The following is a 21735-nucleotide window of genomic DNA, read 5'->3' as shown; positions in this document are numbered from 1 at the left end:
AACGTAGGGGGACAGACGGAACGGTGCAGACACCCGGACGGGGGGTTCCGGGGGTCTGGTGCGGCAAACCGCACGATGTTGCGTGCTGCTCCGGAGGCGCGTGTCGTTGCCGGTCGCGGGGGCGCCGTCGGGACACGCCGCTCAGCTTGCGCGAGCGACGCTCCGTCCTGCGGACGGCGGCCGGGAGGCGCGGCACGGGTCCGCCGTCGAGGTCCCGTGGTGCGCCGCCCGGGTCAGCGGCCGCGGGCGAGGAGCCAGAGCAGGTACGGGGCGCCGATGACGCCGGTGACGACACCGACCGGCAGCGCGTTGCCGGGGATCGCGAACTGCGCGACGAGGTCGCTCGCGAGCGTCACCGCCGCACCGACCGCCGCGGTCGGACCGAGCGCGACACGACCGCCCCCGACGAGCCTCCGGGCGATGGGGGCCGCCATGAGCGCCACGAAGGACACAGGGCCCGCGGTCGCGACCGCCGCTGCGGTGAGGCACACCGCCGTGAGGAGGAGCAGGACCTTCGCCCGGTTCGGCCGCAGGCCGAGCCCGGCGGCGACGTCGTCACCGAGCGTCAGCACCGTCAGGCGCGGCGACTGCACGAGCGCGAGGACCATGAGCACCACGAACGCGACCGCGAGCACGGCGACGAGGTTCCGGTCGACGGCGTTGAGGCTGCCGGACAGCCACAGCAGGGCGGTGCCGGCCTGGGTCACGGTGCCGCTCGTGAGCATCCACCCGGTGATGCTCAGGCAGATCGCGGCGACCCCGATGCCGACGAGGACGACGCGGTTGCCGGTGATCCCTCGTCGCCACGAGAGCGCCGCGATCACCAGCGACACGACCACCGCGCCGACGAGGACGACCGAGAACAGGGTCCCGCCGCTGGCGCCGAACAGGACGATCGCGGTGAGGCCGGACGCGCTCGCCCCCGAGGTGATGCCGATGACGTCGGGGCTGGCGATCGGGTTCCGCACGACGCTCTGCACGATCCCCCCGGCGACCCCGAGGGAGGCGCCGACGAGGAGCGCACCGGCCACCCGCGGCCCGCGGAGCTGCCCGATCACGAAGTCCGAGACGGTGTCGCCGTGCCCGACGAGCGCGCCGGCGACCTGCACCGGTGACAGCGGGATCTCGCCGACGCCCAGGCCGACGAGCACGAGTGCGACCAGGACCACGACGACCACGCCGAGGACCACGGCCTCGCGCCGGGCCGCGGACGGACGCAGGGGGTGCCGACGCGGCGTGGTCGGTCGCACGCCGGTCACAGTCCCGCCACCGCTCGCGACCGGACCAGCCAGATGAACACCGGGGCGCCGATGAGCGCGGTCACGATGCCGACCTGCAACTCCCCCGGGTAGGCCACGACGCGCCCGACCACGTCGGCGACGAGCAGCAGCGCGGGCGCGACGATCGCCGAGAGCAGGATCGTCCACCGGTGGTCCGGTCCGCTCAGACGGCGGACCGCGTGCGGCACGGCGAGCCCGATGAAGGCGATCGGTCCCGCGGCGGCGACGGCCGATCCCGCGAGGAGGACCGTGACGACACCGCCGACCGCGCGCACCAGCACGACCCGCTGCCCGAGCGAGGCCGCGAGCTCGTCGCCGAGCGCCAGGGTGTTGAGCGAGCGACCGAGGCCGAACGCGATCACGAGACCGACCAGCACCGGCACCGTGATGACCCCTGCGGTCCCGAGGTCCTTGCCGGCGAGCGCCCCGACCTGCCAGAACCGCAGCTGGTCGAGGAGGCTCTGGCTCGTGACGAGCACGGCGGTGGTGACGGACGACAGCGCGGCGGCGACCACGGCCCCGGCGAGCGCGAGCCCCACCGGCGAGAGTCCCCTGCGGGCGACGGCGGCGATGCCGTAGACGAGGAGTGCGGCGAGCGCGGCGCCGACGAACGCGAACGGCAGGTAGGCGGCCGTGCCGCTCACGCCGAACAGGGCGATGCCCGCGACGACGGCGAGGGTGGCCCCGGAGTTGATGCCGAGGACGCTGGGGTCCGCGAGCGGGTTGCGGGTGACGCCCTGCGTGACGGCCCCGGCGACGCCGAGCGCGGATCCGGCGAGGAGTCCGACGACGGTGCGGGGAACGCGGTTGCCGAGCACGATGAGCCCGACCTCGTCCTCGCGTCCGGGGTGCAGGACGGCGTCGAGGACGGTGCCGAGCGGGATCGGCCGCGACCCGAACGCCACCGACAGTGCGACCGCCACCGCGAGGACGACGACCGCCAGCACGGTCGCCGCGACGAGGCGGGACACGGAGCTGGGGGCGGGAGGCGTGGGCGACGGGGAGCGCATGGGAAGTGAGGCAACCCTAACGGTTCGGCTCGTTCGGTGAGCCCCGAGCAATCCGTGAGCGGGCGCAGGCTCCGTTCATAGGTGGGTCATGGGAACCGGGCTTGTACTCGTACCCATCGACGCCCGACCGGGTCGTCGAGGACGACCGGAGAGCACCGATGAACGAGACCCCGAACCCCGCCGCCGGAGCAGGACACGCAGCCGAGCACGGCACCGCCCACGTCGACCCGTCGACGCTGCGGTCCGCCTACGCGTTCGACGGCAGCGGCCCCTACCTCTACGCCCCGGACGGCTCCGGGCCCTTCGCCTACGCCCCGGACGGCCGCGGCCCGTTCCGCATCGGCAGCCCGGAGCTCGGGGTCGGCGCGTTCCACACCCCGCAGTACGGCTGGACGGCCGGCGCGGCGGCGGTCGACCACGGCGCACGGCGTCCGCGGCGGCTGGGCCTGGTGATCGGTTCCGGCGTCGCCGCGCTGGCGATCCTCGGTGCCGCCGGCGGGACCGCGCTCGGGTTGTCCTCGCAGCACACCACGACGACGTCGAGCCAGTCGCAGGGCACGACGACGCTGCCGGGCACCGGGTCGGGGTCGGACGGCAGCGGCACGAACGGCTTCACCGTGCCGGGTGACGGCAGCGGGAGCACCGGCACCGACGGCGGGACGAGCACGGAGTCGGCGGCGACCGCGGCGACGGCCGCCCAGAAGAAGGGCGTCGTGACGATCAACACGGTGCTGAACTACGACGAGTCGTCGCAGGCGGCCGGCACCGGCATGGTCCTCACCTCGGACGGCACGGTCCTCACGAACAACCACGTCATCCAGGGTGCGACGAGCATCACCGTCACCGACGAGACCTCGGGCAAGGAGTACAAGGCCGACGTCGTCGGGTCGGACGCCACGAACGACGTCGCCGTGCTCAAGCTCGAGGGAGCGTCCGGTCTGTCCACCGTCACCCTCGACGACGACGGTGAGCCGAGCACGGGCGACACTGTCACCGACGTCGGGAACGCGGAGGGCACCGGCAACCTCGTGGCGGCCGAGGGCACGGTCACCGCCACCGACCAGGACATCCAGGTGCAGAGCGAGTCCGGCACCGGCACGGAGTCGTTGTCGGGGCTCATCGAGGTCGCCGCGGACATCGTCTCGGGCGACTCCGGTGGTCCGGTGCTCGACAGCGAGGGCGAGGTCGTCGGCATGGCGACGGCGGCGTCGTCGGGCTCCGCGGAGGTGACGGGGTACGCCATCCCGATCACCACGGCGAAGAGCATCGCGGAGAAGATCCTGGCGGGCGAGTCCTCGTCGACGATCACGATCGGCCTGCCCGCGTTCCTCGGGGTCCAGGTCAGCGGCACGGCGACGACCGGTGGTGTCGCGGTCGCCGGGACCGTCGAGGGGTCGGGAGCGGCACGTGCCGGGCTGGCCGCGGGCGACACGATCACGAGCATCGACGGCACGGCGGTGACGAGCTCGGACGCCCTCACGTCCGCGATCCGGTCGCACGGGGTCGGCGACGAGGTGGCGGTCGGCTACACCGACAGCACCGGCGCAGCGAAGACCGTCACGGTCACCCTGACCGCCGGTCCCGCCGCGTAGGGAGGATCGGCCGCGGGTCAGCCCAGCAGAGCCCGCACCACCGAACGGCGGACGTTGGCCCAGCGGGCACAGTGTCGAGAACGCGGTCAGCCCAGCAGAGCCCGCACCACCGAACGGTAGACGTTTGCCGGGGAGTCCGTCGCGAAGGCGGTCTCCCCGGCCTCCGTGCGTCCGACGCGCGCGAACCCCTGCCCAGCAGCGTGCACGACGACGACGGGGTGCGGGCGTCCGGGCCGCAGCAGCGACGACACCGTCCACGGAGCGGCCCACAACCGGGCGAGCCGCGGGTCGGCCTCGGCGAGCGCGGGCGGCAGGTCGGGAGCACCGTCCCCTCCGCTCGTCCGCCGCGCGAGCAGGTCCGCATCCACCGACCCCGTGCGGAACGGGAAGGTCCATGCCGGACCGATGCCGAGCCTCCCGGCCATCACCGCGACCACGCGCTCGGCCGGCAGCCCGGTGACCACCGCTTCCCCCTCGTCGGTCCCGTCGACCACGGTCTCCGCCCAGGCCTGGAGGCGCGTGGCGCGCCCGTCGGGCAGCCGCTGCTCCAGCGTGACCGGCTGGGCATCGCCCTCCCACGGGCCGAGGAGCGTCTGGGTGGTCTCGGGCAGTGTCCCGAGCCGTCCGACGAGGCCGACCTCGATGAGCTCGCGTCCCGCAGGCGTCCGCAACAGGGAGGGGTTCCAGCGGCGGCCGGCGAGGCTGCGGAGCGTGCTCAGCGCCTCGGGGCTGAGGCGGGTGCCGTCGACCGTCGGGGCGGGCACGGCGGCCGGCAGGGCTTCGAGGTCCCGTTGGACGCGCGAGGGTGCGGGTTCGGTCGCTCGGACGGTGTCGAGGACCGCGAACACGAGGTCGTCGGTCGCGAGCAGGAGCCGGAGCGGCCGTTCGATCGTGAGGTCGACGCGGTGCCGCCCGGTGACGAAGAGCAGGTGGGCGCCGGCGACGTCGCCCTCCTCGTCGGGGCGGACGTACTCGACCAGGCGCGCCGGTGCCCCGGTGGTCGTCCACGGATCGCTCCCGATGAGCCGGAGGCCGTCCACGGAGCCGGGGAGTCGTTCGAGCAGGCTCGTGTGCTCCTCGGCGATCGTCCGGTCACTCGGACGGGAGCGGACGGTGAGCACGACGTCGTCGCCGGTGACACGCAGATCCGCCTGGGCCGAGTCCTCGCGACGCCACGCGTCGGGGCGGCGGAGGGTCAGGCGGGCGGTGCGGTCCTCGGTGCCGAGCGGAGCGGGGACGGCCATGGCACGAGGCTACGTCGGGGGCCGGGCGGGGCCGGGCGCGGCTCGCCGCGTCTGCCCGGGTTCGCCCGCGGGACGGGGCACGGGCCCGGGGCCGGTCGTCCGCGTCACGGGCGGCGGGTGCGCGGGGCCGGCGGCGGGGGGACGTGCTTGGCGGCGACGACCGCGGCGAGGGCGACCTCGACGGGTCCTCGGCGCGTGTCGATGGTCACGGCGTCGGCGGTGCGGGCGACGAGGGTCCCGAGCGCGTCGGCGGCTCCCTCGCCCCGGTGCGCGCGGACGACGAGGCGGTCGCCGATCGCGGCGTCCCGCAGCACCCCGAGGGCGCGGGCCCGTGCGATCGCCTCCTGCCCGTTCGCCGTCACGACCCCAGCGTACGAGCCGCCCGCCACGCGGCGGCAGCGGGCGACGGCGCTGACCGCGGCCCGGAGCCCGCGCACGGCAGCACCGCACGCAGCCGCGCCTAGAGTGTGGGGATGGCCAAGGCACGCGTGGACAGCTGGATCTGGGCGGTGCGGATCACGAAGACCCGCTCCGCCGCGACCGCCGCGTGCAAGGCCGGCCACGTCCGGGTGAACGGCGAGCGCGCCAAGCCCGCCCAACCGATCGGCCCCGGCGACGAGGTCCGCGTCCGCCAGAACGGCTTCGACCGGATCGTCGTCGTGACGGGGATCATCCTGAAGCGGACCAGCGCCCCCGAGGCCGCGAAGCACTTCGAGGAGAAGACCCCGCCGCGGCTGCCGAAGGAGGAGGCCGGGTTCGTCCCGATGCGGGAACGCGGCGCCGGTCGGCCGAGCAAGCGGGAGCGCCGCGACCTCGAGAAGCTCCGCGGGTACTGACCGCTACCGACGCTTGGGCTTGCCGTACGGGTCGACGACGACCTCGAACTCGGGATCGCCGTCCCACGCGACCTCGACGGGCTGACCGGTCCACCGGGCCTCGAGGTGTCCGTCGTCATCGTCGTCGAACCCGCGGAGCGCCGGTCCGCTCGGGACCCGTTCGACTGCGACACGACCGTCGGGTCCGACGGCGTACAGCTCGACCACGCGGCCCCGGATGGTCTGGGTCGGGACCGTGTCGTGCCGGATCTCCTCGAACCGGCGTGCCCCGTCCGCGGACACCACGCCGTACTCCACGACGTCGCCGACCTCGACGGGCAGCCCGCAGCACATGTGCTCCCACCCGCCGACGACCACGACGACCGGGTCGGCCATCAGACGAACCGGACGGTCTGCTGCAGGCGGTCCCGGACCGCGAACACGTCGACCGAGCCCTCGGGCGACCAGATCCCGCTGAGCACCTGGGGCAGCGCGCTGCGGCGGACCACGAGCGCGGTGGGCTTCCGGGCCGGACCGACGAGCTGGACGTCCTCGTCGACGGCGGCGTCCGGCACGACGAGCAGGCGCCCGGTGAACCGGACGCGGGTCTGCTTCTGGACGGCTCGGGCCGCGCGCACGAGCTCCTTCACGGGCCGCTCCCCGGGGGCGAGGGTCTCACCCGCGATCTCCCCGTGCTCGATGCGCACCGGGGCACCCCAGTCGATCGACTCCACGGCCCACAGACCGCTCGGGGTGAGGACGGCGTGGTCGAGCTTGCCCTCGGCGCCGGCGTCGAGGTCGTGCCAGACGGTGACGCCGATGCCCATGTCGGAGACGATCGAGGCGGTCGCCTCCTCCGCCAGGGCCTCGGCGAGGAGACGCCGGATGTGCCGCGGCGCGGAACGGATGAGCGTCGGGTCGTACGGGTCCTCGATCGGGTCCCCCAGGCCGACCCACTCGCGCTCGGCCTGCAGGAAGACCTCGCGGGACCGACCGCCGGGGTGTCCGTGGGACCGGGCCCGGGGCCGTGAGTCGCGACGCGCCGCCGGGGGTGCGTAGGCGTCGCGACCGGGGTCGGGCCTCCAGGCCGAGGACCCCGTCGGACCGGACGCGCCCTGCCCGGACGAGCCGCGCGAACCGGCGTCGTAGGCGCGGCGCGCCGCCGGCGTGCCGATGCGCTCCCAGGCGACCTGGACCTGGCGGAAGCGACGGGCGTCGCCGCCGAGGTCGGGGTGGGACTCGCGGGCCGCCCGGCGGTAGGCGCGGCGGAGCTCGTCGTCGTCGGCGCTCGCGCGGACGCCGAGGACTTCGTACGGGGTGGCGTCGGCCGGGCTGTCGGTCATGGCCCTGCGACATTACCCGAGGGAGGGTCGGAGTCCGCCGCGTGGCTGCTGGGTGCTGCCTGCGCACGCGGTGCGGCCCCGAGGCCCGCTGCGGCCGGGACGCGTGGTGCAGCCGGGAGGCGCGGTGCGGCCGGGCGGGTCGGCCCGCGGACCGCTCAGGCCACGTCGAGGACGACCGGCGTCGCCAGGAACGCGCCGAGGCGGCCCGCCGCTGCGTCCAGCGCCCGGACGGCGGCCGCGTCGAGCGGTTCGAACGGCGTCACCGTGACGCGGACGTCCCGCGACCGCTCGGTGCGGTTCCAGGTGCCGACCACCCGCCCCCGGACGACGGCCATCGGCAGGAACATCCCGTTGCCACCGGGCACGACACGGTCGGCGTGACGGGGGTCGAGCTGCGCGGACCGGTCGGCGTACCCGAGCAGGTACTCGTCGAACCCGGGCAGCAGGTGACCGGTCGGGATGCCGCCCGGTGTGGGTCGGTCGGCGAGGGCGAGGAGCCCGTCGCCGAGGTCCTCCACCGCGCTGCCGGCGACGGCACGGCCACGACGCACGTCACCGAGGGGCAGCTTCGTCCACGCCGCGGCGTCGGACTCGGTCGCTGGTCCGCGGCCGCGCAGGTAGCCGAGGAGCACGCGGCCGAGGGCCTCGTCGCGGTCGGGCAGCGGCGCGACCGCCGGCGCCCACTCGTCGAGCAGCACCAGCCCCTGGCCGACCCGGGCGGTGGGGCCCCACGCCACGAGCCCCTCCTGCGCGAGGTGCAGGAGCACGTGGTAGCCGCGGCCACCGGTGGGGTCGACGCCGACGGAGCGGAGGACGTCGAACAGGTCGTCACGGACGAGGGCGCGGCCGCCGGACAGTGCCGCCACGATCCCGTCCCGGGCGCGGCCGAGCAGGGCCGCGTCGACGCCGAGGTCCGACGCGCGTCGGGCGAGGCTCCGCAGGGTGCGCTCGGCGGTCAGCGACAGCAGGAGTCGGAGGTCGTCCGGGCGCAGGGCGTGCAGGGTCCCGCGCATCGGCCAGGAGCGGACCAGCTCGCCGCGGTCGAAGGCGGCGCGGACGTCGGCGCGCGTGGAGCCGGGGGCACGGACGCCGATCGCCCAGAGCACCTGCCCGAGGTCCTGCCCCTGCACGGCGGTCATCCGCCCGACGGCCTCGGCCGGACGGGCACCCGGCACGGCGATGCCCTGCGCGGCGAGCCGCATGCCGCGGATGCGGACCGGGGTCGTCACGGCGTGCCGTCCACCGTCGTCAGGAGACGGCGGCGGTGATCTCCGCGGCGTGCCCCTCGATCCACGCGACGTCGGCGCGGTACAGGTCGGCGTGTCCGTGCTCGAGGTCGCTGCGGAACTTCGGGTTGCCGGCGGCGGCCTCGGTCTCGATGGTCGTCACGAGGGCGACGAGCGAGCCGATGATCGTCTCGGTGAGGACCGCGCGCGACCGGCTGTCGAGGTCGTAGGCGCGGCAGAACTCCGCCGCGCGGTCGAGTCGCTCGTCGAGGGACGGCGCCGTCGACCCCTCGACCACGCCGGTCGTGAAGGGGGCGAACCGGTAGACGGCGCTCGCGACGTCCCAGACGCGGGGTCCGGGGTGCGCCGTGTCGAAGTCGATGAGACCGACCGCCTGGACGCCGTCGTACACGCAGTTGTAGGGGGCGAAGTCGCCGTGCACGATCGTCTCGACGGGGAGGCGGTCGGCCCGGGACCACACGTCGCGGGCGTCGTCGCGCGGGAAGGTGGCCGCGGCGTCGTGGTAGTGCCGGAGCAGCCGCGCGGAGGTCACCAGTGCGGCCTCGCTCGCGACGTCGGCGGTCCACGGGTACTCCCCCGCGGTCCCCGGCACGAAGGACACGGTCTCGAGCGTGTCGCCGTGCTCGATCGGTTCGGGGGCCGCGACGAACCCCTGTTCGTGCAGGTGGGCGAGCAACCGGTGCACGGTCGGTGTCCACGGCCCAGCCGGGCGGTGCACACGGTCGTCGGTCCTGGTGATCCGCTGCATCGGGTCCTCCTGTCGTCCACGTCTCCGTTGACGTGGTGGCCCAGGCTACCGGCCGGTGCGGTGCGGTGTGCCGGTCGCCGTGTGAACACCGCGTGACACGACCGCATGCACCGTTGCATGCAAGGCGTAGGATCGTGGACCGTGAGCACTCCCGTCACCATCCCGGCCGCGGCCGACCGCGCCTACGACCACGTCAAGCGGGCCATCATCCGCGGCGACTTGCCCGGCGGCACCGCGATCAGCGAGAACGCGCTGTGCCAGGAGATCGGCGTCTCGCGGACGCCCGTGCACGAGGCGTTCCTGCGTCTCGCCGCCGAGGACCTGCTCACCCTCGAGTCCCGGAAGGGGGCGGTGGTCCGTCCGATGTCCCCGAACGAGGCCGCGGACGTGCTCGAGATGCGGGAGGCGATCGAGTCGACGGCGGCGGCCCGCGTCGTGACCGACGGCCGCGTGGCGGACGTGACCCCGATCCTCCGCGCCGTGCTGCAGGAGCAGGAACAGGCGGTCGCGGCCGGGGACGTCGACCGGTTCGTGGAGGTCGACGCCGAGTTCCACGGTGCCGTGATCGGTGCCTCCCGCAACGCCATCGCCGTGATGTTCGCGCGCACCCTCCGCGACCGGCAGCAGCGGTTGCGGCACCAGCTCATGCGGGTGCAGCCGTCGCAGCTGCAGGCGTCGCTCGACGACCACCGCGCGCTGGCCGCCGCCCTCGAGGCCGGGGACGCCGCCCGCTACGCCGAGGTCCTCTCGGCCCACGTCGCCTCGCACCGGGGCGCGCTGTGACCGCGGGTACCGGGTCGGTCGCCGTCCCGACCGCCCGCGTCCTGCCCTGGGTCGCCGTGTGGGGAGCGGTGTTCGTCTGCTCGTGGGGTGGCAACCAGTTCTCGCCGCTGCTCCTCATGTACGAGGAGCGGGCGCACTACTCGTCGCTGCTCGTCACCGTCCTGCTCGGCGTCTACGTGCTCGGCCTCGCGCCGGCGCTGCTCGTCGCCGGCTCCCTGTCCGACCGGCACGGTCGCCGGCCGCTCATGCTCGTCGGGATCGTGTCCGCGGTGGTCGGCAGCGGGCTCCTCGCGTTCGGCCCGCTCGGCGCCGGGTTCCTGGTGGCCGGACGACTGTTCTCCGGGATCGCCGTCGGGATCGCGATGGCGGTGGGCAACAGCTGGGTGAAGGAGCTCTCGCAGGGGCGGTTCGACCCGTCCGCCGACGCCGGGTCCGGTGCCCGCCGCGCGTCGCTCGCGTTCACCCTCGGCTCGGCGTCCGGTGCGCTCGTCGCCGGGCTCATCGCCCAGTGGGGGCCGATCCCGGAGGTGCTGCCGTTCCTGGTGCACATCGCCGTCGCGGTCCCCTTCACCCTCGTCGTCCTGCGCACCCCGGAGACGAACCGCACCGGCGGCCTCCCCGGACCCTGGTGGCGGCAGCTCGCCGTCCCGAGCGCCGGCCACCGCCGGTTCACCCGCGTGGTGCTCGTCGCGGCACCGTGGATCTTCGGCTCGGCGGCGATCGGGTACGGCTACCTGCCGACGAAGCTCGCCGGGGCGACCGGCACCTGGGGGCTCGTCTTCGCCACCGCGACCACGGTCGTCGCCCTCGGGGTCTCGAGCGCCGTCCAGCCGCTCGCCGCCCGGGTCACGTCGCTCGTGTCGGCGCGCGGCCTCCTGACCGCCGTGGGCCTCATGACCGCCGGGATCGCCGTCGTCGTGGTGGCGATCCAGCTGCAGTCGGTGCTGGTCGGGCTCGTCGCGAACGTCGTGATCGGCCTGGGCATCGGGCTCGCCCTGGTGTCGTCGCTGCTCGAGGTGCAGCGGATCGCCGGACCCCGTGACCTGGCCGGGCTGACCGGCGTGTTCTACGCGGCCGCCTACGCCGGGTTCCTGGCGCCCGCCGTGATCGCCGCCGTCGCGGGCCTCGTCCCGGTCGCGGTCGTCCTGTGGGTGGTCGTCGGTCTCGGCGTGCTGTCGTGGGTGGCGATCGCGGTGTCGTCGCGGAAGCACATCCCGGCGTAGTCGCCGGGCCGCGCCGCGCCTGGTAGACAGGCCGCGCCGCGCGTGGTCGACGGGCCGCGCCGCGCGTGGTCGACGGGCCGCGCCGCGCCTGGCGGTCGGCGCGCGCCGCGCCTACAGCCGGTCGCGCAGCCAGCCCGGACCGCGCACGACGGCGCCGAGCGCCTCCGCACGAGCACGGAGCTCGCGGTCGGCCGTCACGACGACGACCGGTCCGTCGCCGACCGCCACCGCGGCACGAGCCGCGTCGACGATGGCGTCGTCGCCCGCCCCGGTCGCGTGGACGACCCGCACCCCGCCGGCAGGGGCGTCACGTGGCGCGGGACCGTCGTCCGTCGGTGACGGCGTCGGCGCCACGGCTCCGCGCGCCGCACCCTCGAGCACGACGGTCCACCGGGGCCACCACCGGTCGAAGGGCAGCCCGAGCTCGTCCGCCGGCAACCCCGCCGCGGCGAGCGCCGTCACCCCGTCCAGCAGCCGCTGGGCGGCCCCCGCGCGGTCCTTCCACCAGCCGTCGGGCACGCTGCCGACGACGTTCGCGGCGTCGACGACGACGTGCGGCGTGGTCGTGATCCGCGCCCGCAACGCCGGCCAGGACGCCCCGAACCCCGGGTGGAGCGGCAGGTCGTCGACGTCGTCGACCGACACCCAGGACAGCTCGAGGCTCTCGCGGTCGGCGATCACCGGTTCGAACGGCCGGGAGGCGCGCCCCACGACCGTCGTGTACGTCCAGAAGCCGAGGTCCAGCACCGCCGTGTGCCGCAGGTCGACGCCGTCGTCCGGCACGCCGGCTTCCTCCGCCGACTCGCGGAGCGCGCCGGTCACGGCGTCCTCGCCCTGGTGACGGGCACCGCCGGGGATCCCCCACGTGCCGCCGTGGTGGCTCCACTCGACGCGGTGCTGCAGGAGCACCCGTCCGGCGCCGTCGTCCAGCAGGAGCCCCGCGGCGCCGAAGAGCCCCCAGGCCTTGGTGCCGTCGGGGCCGACCGCCCAGGCGTCTCCGGGGTCGCGGGGACCGGGCGGCGGCCCGGGAGGCGTTGCATCTGGCACGGTCCAACCCTGGCACACGGTGCCCCGAGGGGTCTCGGAGTGGTCACGGGGCGTCGTGTACGGTGTCGCTCGAGACACGGGGTGCCGCATCCAGCGGCTGAGATCACACCCGTCGAACCTGCTCGAGCTCGTACTCGCGAAGGGATCGTCCATGGACAACGCTGTGCCCTCCCCTGCCTGGGCCCACCGGACCGCCGAACTCCTCGAGGCCGTCAGGGCCAGGGCCCCGCTGGTGCAGTGCATCACGAACACGGTGGTGCAGAACGTCACCGCGAACGTGCTCCTCGCGCTCGGGGCCTCGGCGGCGATGGTCGACGTCGTCACCGAGGCCGGGCCGTTCGCCCGTGTGGCGGACGCCCTGCTGGTGAACACCGGCACGCCCCACCCGGAGCCGCGAGCCGCGTCGCTCGAGGCCGTGGCCGCGGCCGTCGACGCCGGCACCCCGTGGGTGCTCGACCCGGTCGCCGTCGGGTCCCTGCCCGTGCGGACCGCCCTGGCGCGCGACCTGCTCGCGCTGCACCCGACGGTGCTGCGCGGCAACGCCTCCGAGGTGCTCGCCGTGCTCGGCGCGTCCGCCGGTGGTCGCGGGGTCGACAGCCTCGCGGGGACCGAGGACGCCCGGGTCGCGTCGGTCGACGCGGCGGCCGGGAGGCGCGTGGGCGCGGTGGCGGTGTCGGGTGCGGTCGACCTGCTGGTCGCGCCGGGCACCGGTGTGGTCCGGGTCGCGAACGGCACCGACCTGCTCACCCGGATCACGGGTGGCGGCTGTGCGCTCGGTGCGGTCGTGGCCGCGTTCACGTCCGTCACCCCGGAGGACGCGGGTGCTGCTGCGGTCGCCGCCACCGCGGTGTACACGATCGCCGCCGAGTCCGCGGCGCGGACCGCCGGCGGGCCGGGGACGTTCCAGCCGCTGTTCCTCGACCGGTTGGCGTCGCTGACGCCGGAGGACGTCGAGCGCGGGGCCCGGATCAGCGTCGAGACGGCTCCCGCGGCCGCGGCGCCGGAGGTCGCGGCGTGACCGCGCTGCGCCCTGCGGGGTTCGGCGTCTACCTGGTGACCGACGGCGCCCTGGCCGACCGGCACGGCGTCGGGGTGCTCGGGGTCGTGCGCGCCGCCGTGCACGCCGGGGTCCGGATCGTGCAGGTGCGGGACAAGGACGCCTCCGCGCGGGACCTGCTCGCCCTCACCGCCGCCGTCGCCGACGCCGTCGGGGAGCGGGCGACCGTGGTGGTCGACGACCGGCTCGACGTCGCCCTCGCCGCGCGGCTCGCGGGACACCGGGTCGCGGGCGTGCACCTCGGCCAGTCCGACGTCCCCGCCACCGCCGCCCGCGGCCTGCTCGGACCGGACGCCCACGTCGGTCTCACCGCGAACACGCCGGAGCACCTGGCGGCCGTCGCGCGGCTCCCCCGCGGGACCGTCGACCTGCTCGGCGTCGGGGTCGTGCACCCCACGGCGACGAAGGCCGACCACCCGCCGGCCCTCGGCCACGACGGGTTCGCCCGGCTCGCAGCCGCCACCGACGTGCCGTGCGTGGCGATCGGCGGGGTGACCCTCGACGACGTCGTGCCGCTCCGGTCCGCCGGCGCCGCGGGCGTCGCGATCGTGTCGGGCATCTGCGCCGCGGCCGACCCCGGGTCCGCGGCGGCCGCCTACGTGGCCGCGTGGGGCCCCGGACCCGACCACGGGGCGGAGGCGGGCCGGTCCGCGCGGGTCGTGTCGGGCCTCCCGGCCGCCGGGACGCACCACGGGGCGGACGCATGAGCGTCCCACGGGTGCTGAGCATCGCCGGGACCGACCCGACGGGCGGGGCCGGGATGCAGGCGGACCTCAAGGCGATCGCCGCGCACGACGGGTACGGGATGGGGGTCGTGACGGCGCTCGTCGCGCAGAACACGCACGGGGTGCGCTCGGTGCACGTGCCGGACGTGGGGTTCCTGCGCGAGCAGCTCGACGCGGTCTCGGACGACGTGGTGGTCGACGCCGTGAAGACGGGGATGCTCGGCAGCGCTCCGGTCGTGCGGGTGGTGACGGCGTGGTTGCGGGAGCACCGGCCGCCGGTGGTCGTCGTCGACCCGGTGATGGTGGCGACGAGCGGGGACCGGCTGCTCGACGAGGACGCGGTGGCGGCGATGGCCGGCCTGCTCGGGCTCGCCGACCTGGTGACCCCGAACCGGGCGGAGCTGGAGGTGCTCGCCGCGCTCGCGGCGGAGCGGACGGCAGCGCCGCGCGGGCCGTCGGACGGCGGGTCGGCACCGCTGTCGCCCGTCGAGGCGGCCGTGCTCGTGGCACGGACCTGGGACGTGCTGGTGCTCGCGAAGGGCGGGCACGACGGTGGCGACACCTCCGACGACGTGCTCGTGTCGGCGGACGGGCCCGTCCGGACCTTCACGGCGCCGCGGGTCGCGACGACGAACACCCACGGGACCGGGTGTTCGCTGTCCAGCGCGATCGCGACGCGGATGGCGCACGACGGCGACTGGCAGCTCGCGATCGGGGCGGCCAAGTCGTGGCTGACCCGGGCGCTCGAAGGTGCCGACGACCTCCACGTCGGCACCGGCAACGGACCGGTCGACCACGGGGCGGCGGTCCGCGATGCGCTCCCCGTGCCCGCGTGGACGGACCGCTGGTGGCACGACGTCGACACGGTGCTGCAGGAGACGCTCGCGTGCGGGTTCCTCGTCGGGCTGCACGACGGCACGCTCGACCCCGACGTGTTCGCGGGGTACCTCGCGCAGGACGTGCACTACCTCCGTGCGTACGAGCGGCACCTGTCGACGCTGGCCTCGTGGTCGACCGGCGAGGACGCGGCGTCCTGGACGGCCGCCGCCGAGGGGTGCGCGGACGAGGCACGCGACCTGCACCACCGACGGCTCGCCGGGTCGCGCGCCGACGACCCGGTGCACCCGACGTGCGCCGGGTACCTCGCACACCTGCAGGAGGCGGCGGACACCGGATCGGTCGGGGTGCTCGCGGCGGCGGTGCTGCCGTGCTTCCGCGTCTACGCGTGGGTCGGCACGCGCCTCGGCGTGGCGCCGCCCGTGCACCCGTTCGCGGACTGGCTGGGGGCGTACGGGGACCCCGGCTTCGCGGCAGCGTCGGCGTCGGCGACGGAGCGCGTCGAACGACTCGCGGCCGCGGCGACGGCCGCGGATCGCGGGCAGATGGCGCGGGCGTTCCGGCGGTCGACGGAGTGGGAGGCGGCGTTCTTCCGCATGCCGACGGAGGCGGTCGGCAGGCCGTCCGGGGCGGCGTCGTAGCGGCGCGACGGGTGGGCACCGCGGGTGGTACCGGCGTCCGGGTCAGCGCGCCTGCGGCCGCTGGTGCGGCTCCGGCAGCAACTACGGCTGCGGCCGCAGCTCCGGCTTCGGCTGCGGCGGCAGGCGGACGAGCTCGACGGACAGCGCGTCGCCGTCGACCTCACCGCGCATCCAGGTGTGGTCGGGCTGCCGGCGGCGGTCCGTGGGCGACCCCGGGTTGAGCAGCCGGAGTCCGGACGGCGCGACCGTGTCCCACGGGATGTGCGAGTGCCCGAACACCAGCACGTCGGTGTCCGGGTACGCCGCGGCCGCGCGGCGCTCGCGACCCGTGGCGGACCCGGTCTCGTGGACCAGGGCGAACCGCAGCGACTCGACGGTGAAGCGCGCCACGAGCGGCAGGCGGTCGTCGAACTCGGGGCCGTCGTTGTTGCCGCGGACCCCCTCGAACCGACGGGACCGGCCCTGGACGGCGTCGAGCGTGGCGAGGTCGACCCAGTCGCCCGCGTGCACGACCAGGTCGGCCGCGTCGATGTCGGCCCACAGCCCCGGCGGGAGGTCCTTGGCGCGCTTCGGGAGGTGGGTGTCGGAGAGCAGGACGAACGAGGTGGTCACGGTGCGGGTCGGTCCTCGGTCCGCCCGGGCATCGGCAGCCCTGCCTCGTCGGCGGCGCCGAGTCGTTCCAGCAGTCCGGCGAGCAGCGCGATGTCGTCGTCCGACCAGTCGGCCAGGCGCTCGTCGAGCGCGTCGCGGTGCAGCCGCACGGACCGGTCGAGCGCGGCACGGCCGGCGTCGGTGACCTCGAGGGGCTTCGCGTTGCCGGAGCCGCCGTCGGTCGTCTGGATGAGCCCGGCCGCGAGCAGCCCGGACAGCTGCCGCGAGATCGTCGACCGGTTCAGCCGGAGGTAGCGGGCGATGTCGATCGCCATGCACCCCGGGTGCTGCACCACGAAGTCGACGAGGGACTGGTCCACGACGCTCAGGATCGCCTCCGAGCCCCGCGCCCGGATGCTCGCACGACGGGTGATGCGGCTGAGTTCCGTGTAGGCGCGGCCGATGTCACTGTTCCGGACGTCGGCCCTCTGCTCGCTCATCGGTCACTCCAGCCTCTCGGTGCGGCAACCATACCGGCGGGTACGGTGCGGCCTCGTTCAGCGACCCGCCGCGGCCGCGCGCAGCGCCGGGATGTCCAGCTTCGACATCTGCATCATCGTCTGGAAGACCCGCGCGTTCGCCTCCGGGTCGCCGGACCCGGTCATCAGCTCGCCCATCATCGACGGGGTCACCTGCCACGCCACGCCCCAGCGGTCGAACAGCCAGCCGCACATGCTCGCCCGGCCGCCGTCGGCGAGCAGGGCGTCCCAGATCCGGTCGAGTTCGTCCTGCGTGTCGACGTCGACCTGGAACGACACCGCGTCGGAGTGCTCGTGCCCGGGACCACCGTTCATCGCGCGGTAGGGCTGCCCGAGGAGCGTGAACTCGACCACGAGGGCGTGGCCGTCGGGGGTCTTCGCCACACTGTCGATGCGACTGTCCGGGAACAGCGAGACGTAGTGCTCGGCTGCCTGTTCCGCCTGGTCGTCGTACCAGATGAAGGGGGTGATCGACGGCATGGGTCTGCCTTCCGGTTCGGCTCAGTCCGCAGCGCCGCGGCTGAGCAGGTCTGCCTTCTCGGGGTGCTCGTCGAACCACTTGCCGACGAACCAGCACATCGGGACGATGCGCCTGGACGAGTTCGCCTCGACGTCGGCGACGGCGAAGTCGACGAGCTCGGCGGCGTAGCCGTGCCCGCGGTGCTTCGGCACCGTGTACGTGTGCGGGAAGGCGACGGCGTCGCCGTTCACGCGGTAGTCGAGGACGCTGACGAGTTCGCCGCCGACGTACATGGCGTAGCGGTCCTGGTCGGTCTCGTCGCGGAACTCGTGGTCCATGCCGTCATCATGCACCCCTGCGCGGCTCCGTGACGGCGTGGGAATGGCGCACAGCACGGCGGGCGTTGGCTGGACACCATGACCACCATCGGAATCATCGGCGCAGGCAACATCGGATCCCAGCTCGCACGGCTCGCCGTGCAGCACGGTCACCAGGTGGTGATCGCCAACTCCCGCGGGCCGGAGACCCTGCAGGACCTGGTCGCGGAGCTCGGTGACGACGCCCGCGCTGCCACCCGTGACGAGGCCGCGGCCGCCGGCGACATCGTCGTCGTGACCACCCCGCTCGCCGCGATCGAGACGATCCCCGTCGAACCCCTCGTCGGCAAGGTCGTCATCGACACCAACAACTACTACCCGCAGCGCGACGGCCACATCCAGGCGCTGGACGACGAGACGACCACCACCGCGGAGCTGCTGCAGGACCACCTCCGGGGTGCGCGCGTCGTGAAGGCGTTCAACCACATCGGCGCCGCGGACCTCACCGGCGACGCGACCCCGGCCGGCACGCCCGACCGCCGTGCGCTCGTCGTCGCGGGTGACGACGCCGAGGCGAAGCAGGTCGTGTCGGACCTCATCGACGCCTTCGGCTTCGACGTCGTCGACGCCGGTCCGCTCGCCGAGGGCTGGCGCATCCAGCGGGACACCCCCGGGTACGTGACCCGATTCACGGCCGACGAGCTGCGCGGCAAGCTGGCCGAGGCGAAGCGCTACCGCGACCAGTAGTCGGCACCGCCACCCGAGACTCGGCTCGGCGGACGGTTCCGTGGGCCGCAGGCCGCGAACGCGTCCGCCCCGCCGAGTCTCGGCGTGCGACCGGCCGGGCGCGCGCACGAGCGCACGCGCGCCGGCGCGGCTCAGGCCCCGTCGAAGATGACGGTCATCTCGGCGATGTCGTCCTCGGACGGCTCCCACGAGGTACCGGCCTCGACGTTCTGCACGATCTGCTCGGGCTTCGTCGCACCGGCGATCACGCTCGACAGGCCGGGCTGCGCGAGCAACCACGCGAAGGTCGCCTGCAGCATCGTGACCTCGCGGTCGTCGCAGAACCGCTGGAACTCCTCGAGGATGCCCCACGGCGCGTCCTGGAGCACCTGCGGCTTCGCCGTGGTGAGCCGCCCGTCGGCCGGACCTCCGCCGGACTGCGTGTACTTGCCGGTCAGCAGGCCGTTGTACAGCGGGAAGTACGGCAGGAACCCGAGGGCGTAGGCGCGCACGGCCGGCAGGACCTCGTCCTCGACGCTGCGGGCGAGCGGGCTGTACTCGTTCTGCGCCGACACGAACGCCGTGGTGCCGGCGATCGAGGCGGTGAGCTCGGCCTCGGCGATCTGCCAGCCTGCGAAGTTCGAGTGCCCGACGTAGCGGATCTTGCCCTCGCGGACGAGGTCGTCGAGGACCGACAGCGTCTCCTCGATCGGGGTCACGGTGTCCGGACCGTGCATCTGGTAGAGGTCGATCCAGTCCGTCCCGAGCCGCCGCAACGAGGACTCGACCGCCAGTCGCACGTACCGCCGCGAGCCACGCACGCCCCAGTCCGGACCGTTCGCCCCCCGCATGTCCATGCCGAACTTCGTGGCGAGGACGATCTCGTCGCGCCGGCCGGCGATCGACTTCCCGAGCAGCTCCTCGGACAGGCCGGGCCGGCCCCCGTAGATGTCGGCCGTGTCGAAGAGGGTGACGCCGGCGTCGAGAGCGGCGTGGACCACGGCGTCCGTGCCCTCCTGCGACTCGGTGAAGGTGCCCGGTCGGCCGAAGTTGTTGCAGCCGATCCCGACGGTGGAGACGACGAGCCCCGAGGGCCCGAGCGGACGGTGTTGGATTCCGGTCATGCTCCGACCGTACCGGCGACCCCGGAACTGGGGCTGCGACGTGCGGCCCCGATGCGATTAGAACTGACGATGGATCAGTCGACGGAGGGAGTGCCGCAGTGGCATCGCATCGCCTGCCCGACGAGGAACGTCCGCGTCGCGCGGTCCCCGCCTGGGTCACGGCTCCCCCTGAGGACGCCTCCGGCACGCCCGTCGCCGCGTCCGTGTCGCCCACCGGCCAGGAGGCGCACCCCGCCTCGGCCACGTCCGCGCACCCGACCGGGTCGGCCGGCCTCGCAGGCGCCGCACCGGCACCGCAGGCTGCCTCGGCAGCGCAGCCCGTACCGCACGGCGACCAGGCACCTGCGTCGCAGTCCGCCCCGGCCCCGCAGTCGTTCCCGACGCCGCAGTCGTCGCCGGCCCCGCAGTCGTTCCCGACGCCGCAGTCGTCGCCGGCCCCGCAGTCCGTCCCGGCGCCGCAGTCGGCTCCCGGACTGGCCGCTGCGGACCTCGACGCGGACGACCTCGTCGTCCCCGACTACCCGCCGCAGGAGGACCTCCTCCCACCGGCCCCGACCTCGCCGGCCGTGCTCACGGCACCGTTCCACCGCTCCGGAGCCGCTCCGGCGCCGGTCTCCCCGATCGACGCCGCTCCTCCGGCCGACCCGTCGGCCCCCCGTGCCGCCGGGCCACGCCCGACCCCGACCCCGGCCCCGCCGGCGCGCCCGGTCGTCCCGGTCGTGGGGCAGCCGCGGTTCTCGGTGCCCGGCCTGGAGCACGTGGTCGTCGAGGGCAGCGAACCGGAACCCTCCGGACCGATCGGCTACCGCACGCCGGCCCGCTTCGCTCACCAGCGCCCCGCGGCCGTCTCCCCGACACCCGAACCGACGCGGTCGTTCGACGCCGTGCTCGCCCCGCCGACCGCACCGCTGCCGACGGTGGCCGCGCCCCGCACCGAGGTCGGCGCTCCGTCGGCGACCGCTCCGACGCCTCCGACGGCACCGACCGCCGACCCGGAGCAGACCGGCGGGGCCGACCCGCGCCTCCAGTCCGGATCCGTCGACGCGACCGCCGCGCCGGAGGACGCCGCGACCACCGATCGTCCGACGCGTCGGCCGGCCGTCGGCCCCACGCCCGGTGCGGTCATCGGGGCGGTCGCCGGCCTGGTGACGCTGGGTCTGGCCGCGTGGTGGTTCACCGCCCCCGCGACCGTGCACGGCGTCGGGGTGACCCTCGGGGCGATCGCGCTCCTGCTCTCCGTCACCACGCTGCGGAACCCCGCGGCGACGTGGCAGCGTCCGGTCGCGCTCCTCGGCGCGGTGCTCGGCGGCGTCGGCACGCTCGGGCTGCTGTGGGCGGTCGCCTCGGCCCTGCTGCCGATGGCGGGCGTGACGCTCCCGGACCTCACCGGGACGGGCACGACGCCGACCCTCGTGCCGTAGCGCCGTTCCCGGTCCCGCTCCCCCTCGGTGGACCGTGCGGTCAGACCGCGCCGTCAGACCGCGGCGTCAGACGGCACGGACGACCCCGCGCGACAGGATGGCGTTCGTCAGGGCGTCGATCGGCTCGCGCTGCACCGTCGGGTTGGCGATGAGGACGTAGTCCACGGCGGGCAGGTCGGGCAGGGCGAGCCGCTGCGAGACCTTCACGAGGTCGGCCGGGATGAGCGAGTGCGGGAACACCGCGACGCCGATGCCGGCCCGGACCGCGGCGAGCACCCCGTTCACGTCGCGGGTGTTGCAGGTGATCCGCCAGGTGCGGCCGGCTGCCTCGAGGGCGTCGATCGCCATCTGCCGGCTGATGCTCGGCGCCTGGTAGGCGATGAGGGGGACGGGCTCGCCGGGCTCGAGCGCGATGCCGTCCTGCGCCATCCACACCATCTGGTCGGTGGCGACCCGGGTGCCCTCGGCCGACTCCCCCGCGGTCTGCTTGATGAAGACCAGGTCGAGCTGGCCGGCGTGCACCCGGCGGAGCAGCGGCGCGGACTGGTTGACCGTCAGCTCGAGGTTGACCTGGGGGTGCAGGCGCCGGAAGTCCCGGAGGATGCGCGGCAACTGCGTGATCGCGAGGTCGTCCGCCGCGCCGAACCGCAGCCGCCCGCGCGTCGCCGCTCCCGAGAAGTACGCGTCGGCGGTGGCGTGCGCCGCGAGGATCGTCCGCGCGAAGCCGGCCATCGCGTCGCCGTTGTCGGTCAGTGCCACGCCGCGGGTGTCCCGGGCGACCAGGGTGCGCGCGACCGAGGTCTCCAGCCGGCGCACGTGCTGGGACACCGTCGGTTGGCTGATGCCGAGGCGGGCACCGGCCTGCGTGAAGCTGCCCGTCTCGGCGACGGCGAGGAAGGTCTGCAGCAGGACCGGATCGAGCACGGCGCACCCCGTTCATTCGACATCGTAATGGACTGATAGCC

General features: G+C 74.9%; 24 protein-coding genes and 1 riboswitch. Of the genes, 9 read left to right on the top strand and 15 right to left on the bottom strand.

Annotation, left to right across the window (positions count from 1 at the left end; genetic code table 11):
* Positions 1–233: 233 nt before the first annotated feature.
* Both AAEP86_RS10785 and AAEP86_RS10780 read right to left on the bottom strand, forming a co-directional pair.
* Entirely contained in the window at positions 234–1250 is a 1017-nt protein-coding gene (locus tag AAEP86_RS10785) for a FecCD family ABC transporter permease (protein ID WP_420367335.1), read from the bottom strand.
* Positions 1251–1255: 5 nt separating this feature from the next.
* Positions 1256–2290 (bottom strand): FecCD family ABC transporter permease, encoded by a 1035-nt coding sequence (locus tag AAEP86_RS10780; protein WP_420367334.1) that lies wholly within the window; start codon positions 2288–2290, stop codon positions 1256–1258.
* Between the two features lie 101 nt (positions 2291–2391).
* On the opposite strand from AAEP86_RS10780, the gene AAEP86_RS10775 reads away from it, so the two are divergent.
* Positions 2392–3882 carry a S1C family serine protease gene (locus AAEP86_RS10775; protein ID WP_420367333.1) on the top strand — a complete coding sequence of 497 codons (1491 nt, stop codon included), beginning with the start codon at positions 2392–2394 and terminating at the stop codon, positions 3880–3882.
* Between the two features lie 86 nt (positions 3883–3968).
* Here AAEP86_RS10775 and AAEP86_RS10770 read toward each other — a convergent pair whose 3' ends face one another.
* Complete coding sequence (locus tag AAEP86_RS10770; protein ID WP_420367332.1) at positions 3969–5126, bottom strand: hypothetical protein; 1158 nt, start codon at positions 5124–5126, stop codon at positions 3969–3971.
* A gap of 104 nt (positions 5127–5230) precedes the next feature.
* Entirely contained in the window at positions 5231–5488 is a 258-nt protein-coding gene (locus AAEP86_RS10765) for a hypothetical protein (protein WP_420367331.1), read from the bottom strand.
* A gap of 111 nt (positions 5489–5599) precedes the next feature.
* Here AAEP86_RS10765 and AAEP86_RS10760 point away from each other — a divergent pair, with 111 nt between their 5' ends.
* Positions 5600–5962, top strand: a complete 363-nt coding sequence (locus AAEP86_RS10760; protein WP_420367330.1) for an RNA-binding S4 domain-containing protein — start codon at positions 5600–5602, stop codon at positions 5960–5962.
* A 3-nt stretch (positions 5963–5965) separates the two neighbouring features.
* Here AAEP86_RS10760 and AAEP86_RS10755 read toward each other — a convergent pair whose 3' ends face one another.
* From AAEP86_RS10755 to AAEP86_RS10740, 4 genes are all read right to left on the bottom strand, one after another.
* Positions 5966–6337, bottom strand: a complete 372-nt coding sequence (locus AAEP86_RS10755; RefSeq protein ID WP_420367329.1) for a hypothetical protein — start codon at positions 6335–6337, stop codon at positions 5966–5968.
* Positions 6337–7284, bottom strand: a complete 948-nt coding sequence (locus tag AAEP86_RS10750) for a J domain-containing protein (RefSeq protein WP_420367328.1) — start codon at positions 7282–7284, stop codon at positions 6337–6339. Before AAEP86_RS10750 ends, AAEP86_RS10755 begins: the two co-directional genes overlap by 1 nt.
* 155 nt (positions 7285–7439) lie before the next feature.
* Positions 7440–8513, bottom strand: a complete 1074-nt coding sequence (locus AAEP86_RS10745) for a winged helix DNA-binding domain-containing protein (protein WP_420367327.1) — start codon at positions 8511–8513, stop codon at positions 7440–7442.
* A gap of 19 nt (positions 8514–8532) precedes the next feature.
* Complete coding sequence (locus AAEP86_RS10740) at positions 8533–9279, bottom strand: phosphotransferase enzyme family protein (RefSeq protein ID WP_420367326.1); 747 nt, start codon at positions 9277–9279, stop codon at positions 8533–8535.
* 141 nt (positions 9280–9420) lie between these two features.
* Between AAEP86_RS10740 and AAEP86_RS10735 the strand changes: the two genes are divergently transcribed.
* A complete protein-coding gene (locus AAEP86_RS10735; protein WP_420367325.1) occupies positions 9421–10062 on the top strand; it encodes a GntR family transcriptional regulator in 642 nt (213 codons plus the stop codon).
* Positions 10059–11285: an MFS transporter gene (locus AAEP86_RS10730; protein ID WP_420367324.1), complete on the top strand. Its 1227-nt coding sequence runs from the start codon at positions 10059–10061 to the stop codon at positions 11283–11285. Before AAEP86_RS10735 ends, AAEP86_RS10730 begins: the two co-directional genes overlap by 4 nt.
* A gap of 111 nt (positions 11286–11396) precedes the next feature.
* Here the strand turns inward: AAEP86_RS10730 and AAEP86_RS10725 are convergent, their stop codons facing one another.
* Positions 11397–12332: an NUDIX domain-containing protein gene (locus tag AAEP86_RS10725; RefSeq protein ID WP_420367323.1), complete on the bottom strand. Its 936-nt coding sequence runs from the start codon at positions 12330–12332 to the stop codon at positions 11397–11399.
* A gap of 67 nt (positions 12333–12399) precedes the next feature.
* A riboswitch (TPP riboswitch) is annotated at positions 12400–12495 on the top strand.
* Between AAEP86_RS10725 and thiM the strand changes: the two genes are divergently transcribed.
* The 3 genes from thiM (at position 12484) to AAEP86_RS10710 (ending at position 15592) form a co-directional block, all read left to right on the top strand.
* A complete protein-coding gene (gene thiM, locus AAEP86_RS10720) occupies positions 12484–13350 on the top strand; it encodes a hydroxyethylthiazole kinase (protein WP_420367322.1) in 867 nt (288 codons plus the stop codon). (Overlaps the previous riboswitch by 12 nt.)
* Positions 13347–14096, top strand: a complete 750-nt coding sequence (gene thiE / locus AAEP86_RS10715; RefSeq protein ID WP_420367321.1) for a thiamine phosphate synthase — start codon at positions 13347–13349, stop codon at positions 14094–14096. Before thiM ends, thiE begins: the two co-directional genes overlap by 4 nt.
* A complete protein-coding gene (locus tag AAEP86_RS10710; RefSeq protein WP_420367320.1) occupies positions 14093–15592 on the top strand; it encodes a bifunctional hydroxymethylpyrimidine kinase/phosphomethylpyrimidine kinase in 1500 nt (499 codons plus the stop codon). The genes thiE and AAEP86_RS10710 overlap by 4 nt, the downstream gene beginning before the upstream one ends.
* A gap of 81 nt (positions 15593–15673) precedes the next feature.
* Here AAEP86_RS10710 and AAEP86_RS10705 read toward each other — a convergent pair whose 3' ends face one another.
* Genes AAEP86_RS10705 through AAEP86_RS10690 form a run of 4 tightly spaced genes read right to left on the bottom strand, consistent with a single transcriptional unit; the run spans position 15674 to position 17520 of the window.
* Entirely contained in the window at positions 15674–16204 is a 531-nt protein-coding gene (locus AAEP86_RS10705; RefSeq protein WP_420367319.1) for a metallophosphoesterase family protein, read from the bottom strand.
* Positions 16201–16683: a MarR family winged helix-turn-helix transcriptional regulator gene (locus tag AAEP86_RS10700; RefSeq protein ID WP_420367318.1), complete on the bottom strand. Its 483-nt coding sequence runs from the start codon at positions 16681–16683 to the stop codon at positions 16201–16203. The genes AAEP86_RS10705 and AAEP86_RS10700 overlap by 4 nt, the downstream gene beginning before the upstream one ends.
* A 57-nt stretch (positions 16684–16740) precedes the next feature.
* A complete protein-coding gene (locus AAEP86_RS10695; RefSeq protein WP_420367317.1) occupies positions 16741–17202 on the bottom strand; it encodes a VOC family protein in 462 nt (153 codons plus the stop codon).
* A gap of 21 nt (positions 17203–17223) precedes the next feature.
* The gene (locus tag AAEP86_RS10690) at positions 17224–17520 is read right to left on the bottom strand and encodes a GNAT family N-acetyltransferase (protein WP_420367316.1); all 297 of its coding nucleotides are present in this window, start codon (positions 17518–17520) and stop codon (positions 17224–17226) included.
* A 78-nt stretch (positions 17521–17598) separates the two neighbouring features.
* Here AAEP86_RS10690 and AAEP86_RS10685 point away from each other — a divergent pair, with 78 nt between their 5' ends.
* Positions 17599–18246, top strand: a complete 648-nt coding sequence (locus AAEP86_RS10685) for an NADPH-dependent F420 reductase (protein ID WP_420367315.1) — start codon at positions 17599–17601, stop codon at positions 18244–18246.
* Positions 18247–18377: 131 nt separating this feature from the next.
* On the opposite strand, the gene AAEP86_RS10680 is transcribed toward AAEP86_RS10685, so the two are convergent.
* Complete coding sequence (locus AAEP86_RS10680; protein ID WP_420367314.1) at positions 18378–19349, bottom strand: aldo/keto reductase; 972 nt, start codon at positions 19347–19349, stop codon at positions 18378–18380.
* Between the two features lie 98 nt (positions 19350–19447).
* Between AAEP86_RS10680 and AAEP86_RS10675 the strand changes: the two genes are divergently transcribed.
* The gene (locus AAEP86_RS10675; RefSeq protein ID WP_420367313.1) at positions 19448–20770 is read left to right on the top strand and encodes a hypothetical protein; all 1323 of its coding nucleotides are present in this window, start codon (positions 19448–19450) and stop codon (positions 20768–20770) included.
* Between the two features lie 66 nt (positions 20771–20836).
* Here AAEP86_RS10675 and AAEP86_RS10670 read toward each other — a convergent pair whose 3' ends face one another.
* Positions 20837–21694, bottom strand: coding sequence for a LysR substrate-binding domain-containing protein (locus tag AAEP86_RS10670; protein ID WP_420367312.1), 858 nt, complete (start codon positions 21692–21694; stop codon positions 20837–20839).
* Positions 21695–21735: the final 41 nt, after the last annotated feature.

This window comes from Curtobacterium sp. L1-20, from assembly GCF_048755855.1.
In the GTDB taxonomy this organism is placed as follows: Bacteria; Actinomycetota; Actinomycetes; order Actinomycetales; family Microbacteriaceae; genus Curtobacterium.
This window is presented reverse-complemented; position numbering and strand designations above follow the sequence as displayed.